This is a genomic window from Acinetobacter sp. ANC_7511 (assembly GCF_056779975.1).
The window spans coordinates 1-16,320 of record NZ_JBWYIY010000029.1 but is presented as its reverse complement, the minus strand read 5'-3'; the positions used below and the strand labels follow the sequence as shown (position 1 = coordinate 16,320).

Here is a 16,320-nt window from a genome sequence, read left to right as displayed (position 1 = left end):
GGATAAATTTATCCCAAAGATTAGCCCAATCAGCCTTATTGCCCTTTTATTCACGATTGTAGCCATGTTCAGTCTTAAAGGTGGTGAAGTGGTTAGCCTTCCTCTAGATGTACTTAGGATCGCTATTCCTTTGACAATTTACTTTGTTGCGATGTTCTTCATCAGCTTCTTTATGAGTAAGTGGATGGGTAACGATTATCCTAAAACAACTGCTATTTCCTTTACTGCGGCAGGCAACAATTTTGAATTAGCACTGGCTGTAGCGATTGCCACTTTTGGATTAGCTTCACCTGTGGCTTTCACAACAGTGATTGGACCACTTGTTGAAGTGCCTGTATTGATTGTCTTAGTGACAGTTTCGCTATGGCTTAGAAAAAAAGTTTTTAAAGAAGTATGAATCAAAAGAGTATTTAGATTTCTTAAAACTAACATAATACACCTTATACGAAACTAAAAATGGGAACTCTAAATTACCATTTTTCCTGAGTTTTCAATTTTTAGGTAGTAGCCTAGGCTTCAATAAATTACTCACCTAAACGCATTAACTTTTCTTGAATCGCATCACTGACAAAGGCATTTAGAGAATTACTTGATGCTAAAACCGCCTTACGGTGCAATTCAGGGCTAATACGGACATTAAAAGTGCCTTTGAATGGTTGATCAGGAGATTTTCCTAGTTCGGCACATGATTCTAAATAGCCGTCTACAGATTCCTGAAAAGCTTTCTCAAGGGCTTTTAAAGTTTCCGCTTCATAGGTAACAAGATCACGAATAAAAGCAAGTTTTCCAAATAACTCACCTGTTTCAAGATCAGGCTCAATTGTTCCGAGATAACCTTTGTATTTTAAATAGCTCATAAAAATCCCTCCTGTTTGAGTGCCTGTTTTACAGCTTTCAATGCTCCACCTTTGATTTCATTTTCAGGGTGTGGTCTATGCAGTAAAATGATATGTTCAGTTTTTTCATTAAAAAACCGAACACGAGAGCCTGCCATTTCAAATTTTTCATAGCCGAGCTGGCTCAGTAAAACGACTAAATCTTTATATGGAAACGTATTTTTTGAATTTTCAAATTTTTCCAATAACTTTTCCGTTTTACCCATATTTTAGCCCTACTCAGTTACGACTAAGTATAGTCCCCTGAAATCAAAAAATGCAACTAAATTTAGTTGCATTTCATATAACACCCATAATGTTAAATGGATAAATATTAGGGTCTAATTGACGAAAATTTTCCAAACCCATTTAAAAATATTGCTAATGAGATTTGGAAATAAATAGCCTATAACGAAACAACTGATTACTGTAAAACTTACAATTTTAAGTGAACTGATTGTAGAGCTTAGATATAAGGAAGAAAATATTGCTAGTCCTAGCCCCAGGATGATCCCACCTACAGAGTAGTAAAAGGCTGTAATTAATCGTTCAGAATTATCCATTACCTCCCTCTAAATTCTATTTTTCATTTTTTAAATTGTCTAAAATTAACATAATACACGTTAGATGAACTTACATTGTAACTCCAAAATAGAAATGTCCGGTTTCTCCAAAGTAAAAATGTCCGCTTTTAGAATATGCACTTCTGCAATTTCCTTAGCGGACGGTTTGATATGTTGGTATCTATGTCGGATAAAGAACTTAAACGATTGTCGGTTTTACAGGAAATCTGCGATCAACGTATAACTCAATTTCAAGCTGCTCAGCTACTTCATATTTCAGAACGTCAGATCAGACGCTTACTGCAGAAATATAAAGCTCAAGGCCCGGCTGCCTTAGCTCATGCTAGTCGTGGCCAATCTAGCAATTCTAAGCTTCCTGAGGAAATCAGGCTTAAGTGTCTTAATATTGTTTCTGATCAATTTCATGGTTTCGGACCCACTTTAGCGCATGAAAAGCTCACGACCATTCATGGATTCGATATTTCAGTAGAAACCCTACGTTCTTGGATGATTGCGGCTGATCTATGGATTCCTCGCTCTAAGCGCCTAAAACGTCCATATCAGCCTCGATACAACCGAGACTGCTATGGTGAGTTAATTCAAATTGATGGTTCACACCATGATTGGTTCGAAGGACGCGCTGCTAAGTGCTGTCTGTTAGTATTTATCGATGATGCCACAGGGAAATTGCAGCATTTACGCTTCTGTGAATCAGAATCAACCTTTGATTATATGATTTCAACACGTCTGTATGTTGAACAGCACGGTAAGCCTTTAGCATTCTACAGCGATAAACATTCTGTCTTTAGGGTTAATCAAAGCAGCAAGAAAGATACTAAGATTACTCAGTTTGGGCGTGTGCTCAATACTCTCAATATCGATATCATCTTCGCAAATTCACCACAGGCCAAAGGCCGTGTAGAACGTGCGAACAGGACACTTCAGGACCGTTTGATTAAGGAAATGCGCCTTAAAGGTATTAGTTCGATTGCCGAAGCCAATACATGGCTACCCTGCTTTATTGAGCAATTTAATCGTAAATTTGCAAAGATAGCCTTTAATCCCAAGGATCTACATCGGACTGTCACTGAAACTGCTGAGGAGTTAGATGATATTTTTACTTGGCGTGAACCTCGCAGAGTCACCAATAATCTGACGATTACTTATGATAAATGCGTCTATCTGCTGGCAAATACAGAAGAAAACCAGAGGCTCATGGGTAAATATATTGAGTTTCTAGAATACCCAGACGGTACGGTCGCCATTGAATATCAGGGCAGAAAAATCAATTACAGCATCTTCGATAAATTAAGTCAGCTGAACCAGCGAGAGATTGTTGAGAATAAACGTTTGAGTTTAGTCTTGGCCCATATCCAGCAACAGCATGAAGAACTAGAACAGCAAAACAAACGAAGTCGTTCTCAATCTATGCCACGTAGACGAGCACAGAAAACAGCAATTCAACAGCGAAATCTGAATCCTGTGCTTGACTTGGAATTGTCCATATAGGACATTTTAAATGGTTTATCGCATAGACATTTTAATTGGGGAATAACACACTCTTGTAAGCCCCAAATAGAAATGTCCGGTTTCTCCGTTCATTTAACTAAGTTTGTAACTGAAATTTAACTAAACTTGTAACTCTAACTGATGAAGATAATGTGTTAACTAATACACATTTATCGTCTTCTACTTTTAGATAAATGCGTGCAATAGATAATTCAGAAAGATCTATTTTCTTCAAACCTTGAATAGTGAATAGCCACCAAAATTCTAGACACACATAACCATCTTTTGATGGGCCTTTTCATAATCTAATGGAGAACGCTGACCATTGGAACCATGTCTGCGTTTTGAATTATAGAACATCTCAATATATTCAAAGATATCCGATCTTGCTTCAGTTCTAGTTGCATAGATTCTCTTTTTAATTCGTTCCCGCTTTAATAGCTGAAAGAAGCTTTCTGCAACAGCATTGTCATGGCATGAGCAGTATACTGCTCAAGTCGTCTACTCATACTACTTTCAAGATTATGATGCCTGAGAAATGTCTGCCATTCATGGCTGATATATTGGCTACCTGGGAAGCATTGCTTCGCAAGAGAATGGATTAGGACTTTATTCTTTGGATTTATCCGCCACAAAGCCATCAATAACGCATCTAAAACCAGATCTGTCGTGATTCTTGATTTCATAGACCAGCCAACAGCAAGACGTGAAAACAGGTCAATCACAACTGCCAGATACAACCACCCTTCATGTGTACGGATATCTTACGAAGCAGTACTTCTCATGTCCGTCACCCATAATTGGTTCGGCTCAGTTGGATTAAACTGTCGATTTAAGCTGTTTGCGGCAATGACAGCCGGAGTACCAGCGTAAGCTCTAGGCTTACGATAACCACGCTGTGATTTAAGACCATCTGCTTTCATCAGCCGATGTACTCGATTAATCCCACAACTTTCGCCAATATCTTTCAAATCAAAGTGAATCTTGCGATAGCCGTAAACTCCACCGGATTCCAGCCAGAATTGTTTAATCAATCCTGAAAGCTATTGCCGTTTCTTGGCAGTTTTACTGGTAGGTTGCTTTAGCCATGCATAGTAACCACTGTGATGAACATCCAGAGCTGAACATAAACGACGGACAGGCCATATGTTCTGATTGTCCTGAATAAAGGCATACCTCATTTGGACTGGGTTGTGAAGTACACCGCGGCCTTTTTTTAGAATATCCCTTTCTTCAGTAACCCGTTGCAGCTCTTTTTTTAATTTCGCTAATTCTGTACTTGGATCACTAGATTCTATTGTTTTTGGTTGCTGTGGATCATAACGTTTAATCCAGGCATACAGACTATGAGTGGTGGTTCCTAAAAGTGCAGCAACTTCAGCCACACTATGAACTTTCTCAGTGACTTGTTTTACTGCTTCAATTTTGAATTCTTCAGGGTATCGTTTACTGCTCATAAGCACCTCGTTAATTAGCCATTTTATCTAACTAAAGGGTGTCTACAAAATCGGTGGCTATTCAGTTGAACGCTTTAATGGATACCTCAAATCAAGCTTTATTGTGCCATTGAAAACAAGCCTGAAGACTTCGGGTTTACTGTTAGATGTTAATGTCGCCAATGCCCACATTGGCCGGTGGCTGCATAAAACCGCCAATCAGCGGATTCATGCCACCACGCAAGAAAAACCGGCTGTTCGACTGCAACAGGAGCAGCAAAAATTTACGCCATTACCGCAATCAGATACAGGTTCCAGCACTGTACCTGTTGCAGCAGCACAGCATGTCATGCCCTACGAGAGTTTGCAGCATCCCTTATCGGTATATGACCAGTTGCTAGGAGTTTCCTGATGAATCTGCAATACGACCGTATAGAGCAGCTTTGCCAAAAGCTCAATCTGCCTGCCATCGCATCACAATGGTCACATCATGCACAACAAACATTAGGTCAAGATGGAAGTTATGCCGACTTTGTTGAAGCGATCTTGACGCCTGAATATGCTGCCAGGCAACAGCGCAGCCAGCAGGTACTGATGAAACTCTCAGGCCTGCCTCAAGTCAAAACCCTGGAAGACTATGATTTTAATTATGCCCTAGGGGCCCCTAAATCACAGGTGATTGAACTGTTCAATCTGAGCTTTATTGCTAGAGCAGAAAATGTGGTGTTTCTCGGGCTAGCGGAGTAGGAAAAACGCATTTATCTATGGCATTAGGCTATAAGGCCATCATGAACAACATTAAGATCAAGTTCATTACCGCAGCGGATTTAATGCTGCAACTGAGTACAGCCTATCAGCAAGGTAAATTGAAAACCTATATGCAGCGTGCGGTACTGGGACCAAAGTTACTGATTATCGATGAAATTGGTTATTTACCATTTGGACGTGAAGAAGCGAATCTGTTCTTTAACGTGATTGCCAAGCGTTATGAAAAAGGCAGTACGATATTGACGAGTAACTTACCCTTTAGCCAATGGTCTAAGTCATTTGCGGATAATGTCACGTTGACCGCTGCGATGTTAGATCGGCTATTACATCACTGTCATGTGGTACAAATATCGGGTGAGAGTTATCGTTTGAAGGATAAAAAAAGAATTGGGATTCAACCCCAGGTTGAAACTTAATACGAGATCAAAGGGGTCAATTTTACTTTGCCATTTGTAAGGTAAAAGGGGTCAATTTTAGAATGCCGTTGACACTAAAAGACTGCCGACACATAAAGTGACCCAAATAGAAGAATTGCTGCCGCACTGCTGGAAACCTAAATCGAATTAAAAAATAGGTATGGGATTCAGCGGACGCTTACGTAAGCTCTTAAATAAATGACTTTTATCCTGCTTCAGCCATAAAAAATGATTTGAAATTATTGAAGTGAGAACACTTATACCAAATGGCGATAAAGATGATTTCAGAGAAACTCTGTTGTGCTTTTCGGATTCTTAAGCAGTAATTGCTTTGCTTGATAAATTTCCAATAAGTTGCTTCAAATTTAAGAAATAAATCATAAATTACACAGAATAATTCGGTACTATTGAACATCAGGACTAGAGTTGTGAGTTTTGTGTGGTAACTCAACTGATGGCTCTAGTCCTTCTGTTTTTTCAAGTTCATTCCTTATCCAAAATTCGAGTTTTTACACTATCTATTCAAGCCTAATATATCTACTCTATTTAATTCTTAGCTTAAATTAAGTTAATCTGATAAATAAAAAATCTGTTCTGGTCGCGCTTGATTTAGAAATACTGTATCATAACTATTATTTAAATGACCTATATCTAAGGCCCTAAAACCTTGATTATGTAGTCTTGCTGCCAATGCCGTCCCTGTTGGACCTAATGCAATTAAAAACATATCAACTTGAGTTTGATCAAAGCATTGCTGCATAATATGATCAATATCAGTATATGCATCTTGATTTTTAGAAAAAATATGTGTGGCGCTTGTAATATTAGAGAAAATCGTATGCTTTGCATTTAAACGAGAATTTTTTCCTGTAATAAAACATACCTTTTTACCTTCCCAAATTGCCTTCCATAAATCTACAATTTCTGTTCCATAAAAATAAAATGCTTCAGGACGTGTAATCATTGCATCACCTACATAGGATTGTTTTAAATAAAACTTAGATTTAGCCCAAAACTCTATCCAAAAATTATTCCAAAACTGATCTTCAATTAATAAGCTTGGATAACACACCAGAATCCCAGTTTCATCCCGACTAATATCTCTAAGCTCTTGCATTAACTTCCAATCATGCTTCTGGAAAACACAACCACTAGTTGTCACCATACAGCGAATTTCACCATCACCAAAACGTGCTAAACTCAGTTCTTTTTCTTTAATTTGAATTAATGTATCTCGAATCGTTAAAAATTTATCGCTTAAGGTATTTGCCATATCTAAATAAATATCATTCATTTTAGCGGCAATGATATGCTTATTTAATTGCATTACTTGAGAGGTAAGTGTGTTCAATAAATACTTTTGATCTTGAGTATAAGCTAACAATTTCTTAATTATTTTTCCAACAACCTTATAAATATTAGAGTCATACTCTATATTTAAAAAATCGACTAAAACTTTATTCTTAGAAAAAACTTTTAACTTAAAGTCGACAAAGCAATTAAAATATTGGCAAAAAAATTTTTGTGTATACACATTACGACAAACTAGAAATATTTCATAATTTTCATTTATATCAAGTGCAAAAAATAATTGCTCAGTTTTAATATCAATATACACAACTTGATTTTTATATATTTCAATCTTTTCCACATATTGATTATATAAAAAATTTTCTCTTAAATGACCAAGAATTTCTTGCAAAATCATATAAATTCAATCCTTAAATTAAACCAAACTTAACACATCAAACTAAATTTCAGGTATATACTATTAAATAAGATTTAAAATTTTATTAGCCTGGTCATCAAAATTCAACTTTTTCAAATCTAAAATTAAATTATTAACTTCTAAATAATTGTCATTTTTAATCAAGTCTTGATAACTTTCCAATTGGTTAATTACCCGACCTACTAAGCCTTTTGGGGCATTTTTTACTAATTTTTTAAAAGCAGTATATGCTTGCCCTTTATATCCTAATTGAAAAGCATTAATACATAGCTCATAATGGCACCAAAACTTATAAATATCTTTATTTAAAAAGAGTTTATTTCCTGTTGGCAAACTCAACTTTTGAGCACGCTCTGCATAACATAAGGCTAAATGATAGTTTTTATCCCAATTATTACGACGTGCAAGATGATACCAACATTCAGCTCGTTCAGGATCAACAGCAACACCACACTGCCAATAATATAACGCTTGCATTGTCTGTTTTTGAGCTTCAAATAGAACACCTAAGCGCATAAAACTAACATAAATTTCCTCTTTCCAATCACCGACTTCTGTTCGCTTCTTATACCATTCTATGGCTTTTTCTGTTTGATTTGCATCTTGGTAAGATTGTGCACAATAGAAGATATAACGTGCTTCTAAATCAGGATCAATTTTATCTTCAATTGCTTTTTCAAGTAATTGAGCATCTTTTAAGTATTTATTTGGGTCTAAACTTCGATTTCCTTTACGTCCAGAAACAACTGCATAATCTCCTTCGATTGTTCCTGTTGTAAAGCTTGTTTTTGTTGCTAAAAATTCATGTAATATACCTCTCCAAAAAAAGTTTTGATTATTTTTAATAATTAATTTTCTTACATATTTTGTACCACCACCTTCACTGGTCATATTAACGAAATAACTGTCTTTTTCTAAAAGTGGTAATTTAAACTCACCCGTAAAATAATCATCGGCATCAAAAAATAAAATATAGTCACTCTTGCCTACACATGCCTGTAATGCTGCATCGCGGTTATAACCAAAATTCACCCAATCTTGATACTTAATTTCACCTTTAATATTTTTTTCTTTAAAAAATTTTTCAATTATTTCCACTGTATTATCTGTAGAGCCTGTGTCTGAGATTACCCAGTAATCCAATGCGATATGTTGGCAAATATTTTCTAACGTTTCAGCAATAATATGACTTTCATTTTTAACAATCATATTTAAACAAATTGTTGACATACAAGCACACCTAAACTCTTAAAATATCAATAATATGAAAAACCGCCTTAATTTAAGACGGTTTTTATTTCATCTACAATCTAATGTACTTAGAACACTAACTGTTGATTACGTACCAATTCCTCTAGTGTGGTATCCGTATTGTTCAATGTTAACAACACATGAGAACTATAGGCTGAACCACTACCATCTCGGTCAATACTAATCACAGTATCAGTACCATTCTTCTCAGCTTTAATAAATTGAGAAAGATAATTCAATGCACCCGGTAGATCTCCATTATTTGAAATCAAGTGATCATAATTAGAATGGTCAAAGTTGGTTAATAGCTCTTGTACATCAATGATGTCTGCATTTTGATTAAATTCAACTGAACCTTTTTGGAAGCCAAACCATGTATCAGCGCCATGACCACCTGTTGCATCAGTTTTATTCAATAAATCATAAATAACAGTATCTTGCCCTATAGATTGGCTATGGAACTCGTCATTCCCCGCGCCACCATTAAAGATATTGTGACCTAACCCACCATAGAGTTTGTCGTTGCCTTCATTACCAAAGAGGATGTCATCACCAGCGCCACCATAAATCGTATCATCACCAGCGCCACCTGAAACATAGTCATTACCAGCGCCTGCTGAGATCACATCATTTCCTAAACCGCCATAAATTGTGTCGTTATGGTTACTGCCAGTTAAGATATCATCGCCAGCATAACCATACATCACTACAGAACGATCTGAAGTTGAAGCATCTAAATGATCATTTGCATTATCACCTTCGATAAGTTTCAAGCGACTATTCAACGTTGAATCTTGAGTAGTCAGACTTAAATCAAGTAATTTACCTAATGATTCTGTTGTTGAGATATTTTGGCTATCTGTTGCAGTCACTTTAATATTATTCAATAGGTCAAGCGATAACAAATTACCATCAACAATACCCAATGCACCATCTTCAGTTGTAAAGCGAACTGTTGCTAAAAGCTGATTAATTGCAGCATTACTAATATTCGGTTGTAAAGGATTAGTGCTGGTAAATGTAATCGACACTGATGATGCAATAAGTCCTAACACACCAGAGTTTGCTGTAATTTCAGCTTTAATACCTAACTCAGCAGCAAGCTTTTCTGAATAAACAAAGGTTGGTTTAGTCAAATTCACACCAACCAATTGCTCAAATTTCAAACTAACCTTTCTCAAATCCTCATCTGCATCGAAGACAAAGATGTCTTGAGCGCCAAGGTCGATTAAACCTAGCACATCGAGTCCAACAAGCCCTAACAATGAAGTATCAGTACCAAAGACTAATGGTGCTTGGTTGTTTGGATTAAAGCTAACATCTTCAAGGTCAGAGGTATCGAAGTTGATATCTGTTTTAGAAGTATCGCCATCGTTATCTTCAACAACAATTTCAACATTGGTATTGTTGCTGCTTGAGCTTGATACATCTAACTTAGGCACAAGCAACTTACCATTAGTAATGAGTGAACCAATCACTTCATAGTCTGAATTGAAACGTGCTGCGTAATCACCTTCGCCTTGTAAAAGTAAATTCACATTATCAAGTTTGATAATCTGATTCACACTTTCCATATGAAGGTCAGCGTTAAACCCACCAATGAACTCACCATCTACACTGATATAAATCAATGTTTGATTTGTTGTAGCGTCAAACTCAAAGTGTAGATAATTAATCAAATTCCCTGCACCAAAGCCTAAACGTCCACCACCGACTAACATATCAGAGAGATCAATTACATCTCCACCTAATGCCACTGAACGCATATCAAAATCAGTAATACGGTCTACAGCACCAAGGAAACCATTGAGATAATCTTTCTTCTCCCAACGGAAGACATCTGTACCATCGCCACCAGTCAGCACATCATTGCCCTGACCACCTACGATTAAGTCATTCCCTGCACCACCCAAAATAGTGTCATTGCCTGTACCACCATATAAAATGTCGCTCTTATTACCACCATAAAGCGTATCGTTACCGCCTAAGCCATAGAGCGAGTAAGACAAATTATTGTCGATAGGACGTAACTCAGAACTTGCTGAACCTTCGTCCATAATGACAGTTTTAGCTTCAGTACCCAGTAATAAATCACTGAGCAATCCAACATTGGCAAGTTCAGTATCGCCTTTCGATGCCAGAGAGTTGCCTTCCGCATCTTTCGCTGTGATATTTACTGTTGGCAATACTGATAAATCAAGTATTCCACCTAGCGCACCACCATCCACAGTGACTGTTTTTAATAACTGATTGACTTTTAATGCGTCTAAAGGTGTACCATCAAGATTTGTAATGGTTAATTTCATTGGCGCTAAACCTAAAGTTGCTTTTTGTGAATCAACTTTCAGACCAAGTTCAGCCGCAAGTTTTGTATTGAAAAGTAATTCTTTCGAGTTACCCAATAACGAACCTAATAAACCACTCACATCTAATGCACCAATGCTGACTTCAACTGAAGAAGCACCTTCACCTTGGATCGAGAATAATTGTTCATTTTGCAAGTTAATTAAACTTGCAACATTTAATCCTATCGCACCCAGTAAGCTGTCTGATTGACCACCCAATGACACAGATACAGGCTCTGGTTTATTATAAATCGTAGGATCAACTTGAAAGACTGAATAATGGTATTGACCTGTTGCCAAATTAACAGTGATGGTTTCACCAGACAACGTTGTCACTAATAACTCACCACCTTCTAAGCCCTTATAGTTATAAGCATAAGTGATAATTTCTGGTGATGAACCTGTTTTGGTAATCGTATTTGATTCTGGATCAAACTCAAAAGTCACCCCAGCAACTTTAACCGATTTAACAAAACCACCATCTGCACCATAGCTATGTACAGTGGTATCGACAGTGCCGTCCGGCTGAGTCACTTTCTCAATAAATACGTTGCCTTCTACTTCATAAGTGTTAGTAAGCTTATAGTTTTCATTGGCAGTGGTTATCGGCTGATCATCTGTCACTTTCACTGTAATGTATTCAGACTCTGAGACATCGCCACGATGGTTCGTAAAGTTCATACGAATATCAAATGCCAGTACCTCATCTAATGTTGTACCCACTTTGCCATGACCAATCGCTTGCTTTAAGTTTACCGTGTATGTGCCATCATCTTGAATCGAAACCACGATCACTTCTGACTTAACCACTTGACCATTTTCAACGTTATTGACATAACCAATCAAGTCACCATCTGCATTATGTTCCCAGAGTACATCTTGTCCTTTAGAGGTTAATGCTGTCGCAGGTGGCTCTAGATAAATATGACTATAGGCAGCTTTTGGTAAATCAAACTGACCTGTATAACTTAAACCTGTTGAGGCATTAGCAGCCGATAACAAGTCATGTTCAGTAAATTCAACAATCGTACCTGCTTGGTCTAAATCATTGTCTTTATAGTGTAAATCAACAGTGGTCTTATCTGAACTATTGCCCGCTTTATCTGTCACCACAGCTTCAATCGTAAACTGTGTGTCATCACTCCAACCAATACTGTCTAATAACGAACTTGGAATATTTACACTCCATTCACCATTCATGACAACAGCATCAACTGGACCTGAACCATTCACAGTCACTCGAACAATTTGACCATCTTCTGCACCTTCAGTTTTACCACTGACAGTAAGACCTTGTTGCAACTCAACCGCAGTCAAAATATCATCCACAGCAATTGGCTGATCAATGGTGACTTCAGGTGCAACGGTATCAATAATCACATGATGTGATGATGAGTTTGTATTCCCTGCATGATCAGTGACTTGAACCGTTACATTGTGATCTGCATCAGGAAGCGGCTGATTTGCAGTAATCTTCCAAGACCCATCTTCACCTGCAACAACCGTACCATACGAAATATTACCGACTTTGATTTCAACAATCGCTCCTGCTTCAGTTTTACCCGACCATGTTGGTGTTGGATCATTACTATAGCCTGCTTTATCCCTCAGGATATTTTGTCCAGCATCGTCATGTATTTCAAATGTTGGTGCTGCAATACTTTTCTTCACTGTAAAGTCATGGCTTGCAAGTTTATTTAAATTCACGCCACTTAAATTATAAACCTCAACCCGATACTGACCATCCGACATTGTCGCAAGCTGTTCAGGTTTTAAATCTGCACTCCATGTATCTCCAGATGTATATTGTGAACCTGAATCATTTGTATTCCAACTAGAAGAACCTAAGCGGAAGATTTGTGTTGTTGTACCATCTTCATTGACTTTAAAAATACGTGCGTATGTTGTGGTCAGATTCGTATCACCATAAATCTTGACTGCACCAGCACTTTCCGCACCATTAATAATGTTATCACCTGCAACGATGCCAATCGTTGCATTTGGTGGATCATTCCAAGCATTACCGAAATCTGTCACTGCTTCAGATTTATTCACTGCAGCCGATGCATTACCTGCGCTGTCTTTTGCTACAGCACTAATTAAAACATTACCTGAGCTTGGATATGTCACTGCATTTCCAGGAACGTTATAGCTCCAGTTGCCCTTAGCATCAGTCATGACCGTTGCTGTATGCGGATTGCCACTAGCGCCTGTAATCGTCACCGTAATTTCAGCATTTGCTTCGCTTATCCCTTTCACTGTATAGCCAAACGTACGCTCTGCCTGATCAATACCATTCCCATCAGCAACGCTTATAATGCTTACTGTAGGTTCTTTAGTATCAAGTGTTACAACCTTATTAAATGCGCTAACTGTAGTATTTTCATCATTTGCAGATGCACCATCATATTGGCGTACCAAAATATCACCAACTGCATATTTGCCATCAGCAGGTAAATTAAACTGACCCGTTGTTGCAGTGCTGCCTTTTGGCGCACCTTCAAGCCATGTCAAACCACCATCCGTTGAATACTGCCAACCCAGTTCAGCCTCTAAACCACTGACTTTAATCGCTGGATTTTTGGTAATACCATCTTGTTTTTGATGTTCTGAAATTCCACCAGAAGCAACTGCAAACGAATCTTCCAATAAACTGAGTTCAACAGATGCAGGTGCAATCACATCGCCCGTGATTTCTCTCGGTGCTTCAAGTGAAGCGGTTTGATCATTGCTCTTACCTGTCGTCACACTATTAAATGCATTTGGATCTACAGAGATTTTACCCACAACATCATTACTTTGATCTGGTGTAAATACAGCTGTATAAATCTCAGGATCATTCACATCTTGGCGTAAATTCGACAATGTACCGCCAGTCACCTTGACATCACTTAAGTCAAAGCCTGTGACTAACTCAGAAAATTTAAAGGTAATAATCGTTGTATCGTCAGTTGCATTAACCACATAGCTATCAGAAGTAATCGTTAATGTTGGCGGCAAGCTCATATCCACCGTCACAACTGAACTTTGTCCTGCAAGATTTCCATTACCGACTTCATCAGTAAAGATATCTGTTGCTAAATCCACAACCACTGGACCGTAAAAATCAACTGTTGTTAAATCGATCATCGTAGGGTCAATTGCACTATTTGGATCCATTGGAACAAATTGGATATAAGGTTGCGCACCACCTGTTGGTTTTACAACAATAAACTTACCTTGATCACTTGTTAACTGATCTGCAATATCCTGTAAATCAACAGGAGTCACAACGCCATTATCAAGCTTAAATAGTGGCTCTGTGCTTACAACTTCAACAACACCATTTGCATCAATTTGAATCGTGACTTCAGGTGCTTCTGTATCCAATGTAATTGAGTCATCTTGGACAGTTTCACTCACGTTACCCACTTCATCAGTTGCTGTAACTTCAATATTTAATGACGAATCTGCTTGTTGCTGTTGATAGCTATTTAAAGTCGCTAAGTCTGCTGGTTTTAAAGGTACATCCCATGCGCCTGTCGGATCTGTCGTTACTGTAAATGGTGTATTTAGACCTTCAATAGAAACCACAACCGTTGAATTTGGCTCTGCTGTTCCTTGAATCACAACGGTATTAGCAAGTTCATCTGCATTGATAGCTTGGTCATTACCATAAATACCACCACCAATGGTCGTAATACCTGTTACTACTGGATTGACAGTTTTAGTATCGACAAGGAAAGTGAGCTCTGAGCTATCTACATTACCTTGCTGATCAGTTGCTTTAACGACAACCTGATTATTTCCTTCACGTACAGTGATAGCAACTTCTATTTTCCCTGCATCAATATCAGCTTGCTGTAGAACATAGTTGTCACCATTCACATTAATAATGTCACCTGCTTGATTGGCATTCGTTAATGGAATTGAGATATCAACTTTATTGTTATTACCCAATTCTTTATTATTAATTGCACCATCTACAAGATCGGTATCATCAAGTAAGCTAATTGGACCTACTAAATCAGTCGCTTGAGTATCTACTACAAAGTCAAGCTGCTCTTGATCAACATTACCTTGTGCATCGGTCATTGTTGCAGTAATCGTATTTGCATCTTCATTAATGACGATGTTTTGGATCACTTTTCCTGCTAACCATTCACTGTGCGTAATAGTGTAGTCATTACCATTAATTGTAATGGTATCGCCTTCTTTGGCATCTTGACCCAAAATCACTTCAACTTGCGTTGATGTTTTATTTGCACCAAGTTCTTTCAGGTTGAGTACACCATCGCCGTTTTTATCTTGAGTTAATCGAATTTCACTAATTAAATCAGCTGGCTTGGTATCTACAGTCACCTGAGCTTTTGACTCTTCAATTAACTGACCCGCCGCATCTTTTAAACCAAGCTCAAAAGTATTGTCACCTTCTTTTAACGGTCCAACATTTTCAACCAGCGCAAAGCCTTGATCAATATCACCTTGTGTCACTGTATGAGTGATACCACCCACCTCAATTGTGTCACCCACTTTAACATCTGTACCTAACTCGATAGTTAAATCAACCAAGTTATCTACAGGTTTTTCAGTGCTGTTTAAAATATTATCGCCATTAATATCTTCAACAACAGTCACTTTACCAATCAAGTCAGATGCAACAACTTCAACAACAGTAATATCACGTTCAACTTGACCTTTACTGTTAGTTACTTCAACAACAACGGCATTTGTACCTGATTGAACAGCAACCAATACATTGAGCTCTGCTGCTGCAATTTCAGCGGCTGTTAAAATATGAGGTTGACCATTGATGACCACAACATCTCCTGCAACCAAAGAATTCACCGTTGGATCATTTAATTGAATTTTGACACTGGTTAAACCATCACGACCCACTTCTCTGGTATCTAGTGTTCCTGAACCATCTAAGTCGTCATCTAAAGTCACTGACTTAATTAAATCAGCGATAGAACCTTCACCAGTAGCACCTGTTGCGCCAGTTGCGCCTGTATCGCCAGTTGCGCCTGTGTCGCCAGTTGCGCCAGTATCACCTGTTGCACCGGTATCGCCTGTGTCGCCTGTTGCGCCAGTTGCGCCTGTTGCGCCAGTATCACCTGTTGCACCGGTATCGCCTGTGTCACCAGTTGCGCCAGTATCACCTGTTGCACCGGTATCGCCTGTGTCGCCAGTTGCGCCTGTAGAATCACCAGACATGGTGACTTCAGTTTTGTCTGAAACGTTGCCTGCTTCATCTTTAGCAGTCACATCAACCGTTTCACCATTGGTCAGTGCTGGATCAAGTTTTACAGTGAAATCGCCATTTTCGTCCGCTGTACCCGAACCTAAAATGTTGCTTTCTTTGTCTTTGATCTCAACTGTTGAGCCCGCTTCGGCTTTACCTGTTACCGTTGAACCATCTTCACTGATCACCACATCGCTTGGTGCT

The 16,320-nt window shown here is 38.1% G+C and carries 7 protein-coding genes and 4 pseudogenes; 4 read left to right on the top strand and 7 right to left on the bottom strand.

What is annotated here, in order from left to right; all coding sequences use genetic code 11:
- The coding region (locus tag AC1M9L_RS14320; RefSeq protein ID WP_481592497.1) for an arsenic resistance protein at positions 1-397 on the top strand (397 nt) is incomplete at its 5' end.
- 127 nt (positions 398-524) lie between these two features.
- Here the strand turns inward: AC1M9L_RS14320 and AC1M9L_RS14315 are convergent.
- Both AC1M9L_RS14315 and AC1M9L_RS14310 read right to left on the bottom strand, forming a co-directional pair.
- Positions 525-857 (bottom strand): type II toxin-antitoxin system HicB family antitoxin, encoded by a 333-nt coding sequence (locus AC1M9L_RS14315; protein WP_481592496.1) that lies wholly within the window; start codon positions 855-857, stop codon positions 525-527.
- A complete protein-coding gene (locus AC1M9L_RS14310) occupies positions 854-1,081 on the bottom strand; it encodes a type II toxin-antitoxin system HicA family toxin (RefSeq protein WP_481592495.1) in 228 nt (75 codons plus the stop codon). The genes AC1M9L_RS14315 and AC1M9L_RS14310 overlap by 4 nt, the downstream gene beginning before the upstream one ends.
- 540 nt (positions 1,082-1,621) lie before the next feature.
- Here AC1M9L_RS14310 and AC1M9L_RS14305 point away from each other — a divergent pair.
- Entirely contained in the window at positions 1,622-2,947 is a 1,326-nt protein-coding gene (locus AC1M9L_RS14305) for an ISNCY family transposase (protein WP_481592494.1), read from the top strand.
- 264 nt (positions 2,948-3,211) lie between these two features.
- Here AC1M9L_RS14305 and AC1M9L_RS14300 read toward each other — a convergent pair.
- Positions 3,212-4,404: pseudogene (locus tag AC1M9L_RS14300) on the bottom strand (IS3 family transposase).
- A gap of 64 nt (positions 4,405-4,468) precedes the next feature.
- Between AC1M9L_RS14300 and AC1M9L_RS14295 the strand changes: the two are divergent.
- Positions 4,469-4,795 (top strand): annotated as a pseudogene (locus AC1M9L_RS14295) (IS21 family transposase); the annotation flags it as partial.
- Positions 4,795-5,567 (top strand): annotated as a pseudogene (gene istB / locus AC1M9L_RS14290) (IS21-like element ISAba8 family helper ATPase IstB). The pseudogenes AC1M9L_RS14295 and istB, both read left to right, overlap by 1 nt.
- A gap of 183 nt (positions 5,568-5,750) precedes the next feature.
- On the opposite strand, the pseudogene AC1M9L_RS14285 reads toward istB, so the two are convergent.
- The 4 genes and pseudogenes from AC1M9L_RS14285 to AC1M9L_RS14270 all read right to left on the bottom strand — a co-directional run.
- Positions 5,751-5,982 (bottom strand): annotated as a pseudogene (locus tag AC1M9L_RS14285) (IS982 family transposase); the annotation flags it as partial.
- A gap of 153 nt (positions 5,983-6,135) precedes the next feature.
- Positions 6,136-7,275, bottom strand: a complete 1,140-nt coding sequence (locus tag AC1M9L_RS14280) for a GT-D fold domain-containing glycosyltransferase (RefSeq protein WP_160242976.1) — start codon at positions 7,273-7,275, stop codon at positions 6,136-6,138.
- Positions 7,276-7,338: 63 nt separating this feature from the next.
- On the bottom strand, positions 7,339-8,526 hold the full coding sequence (locus tag AC1M9L_RS14275) for a glycosyltransferase (protein WP_481592493.1): 1,188 nt from the start codon (positions 8,524-8,526) through the stop codon (positions 7,339-7,341).
- Positions 8,527-8,615: 89 nt separating this feature from the next.
- The gene (locus AC1M9L_RS14270) at positions 8,616-16,307 is read right to left on the bottom strand and encodes an Ig-like domain-containing protein (protein WP_481592492.1); all 7,692 of its coding nucleotides are present in this window, start codon (positions 16,305-16,307) and stop codon (positions 8,616-8,618) included.
- Positions 16,308-16,320: the final 13 nt, after the last annotated feature.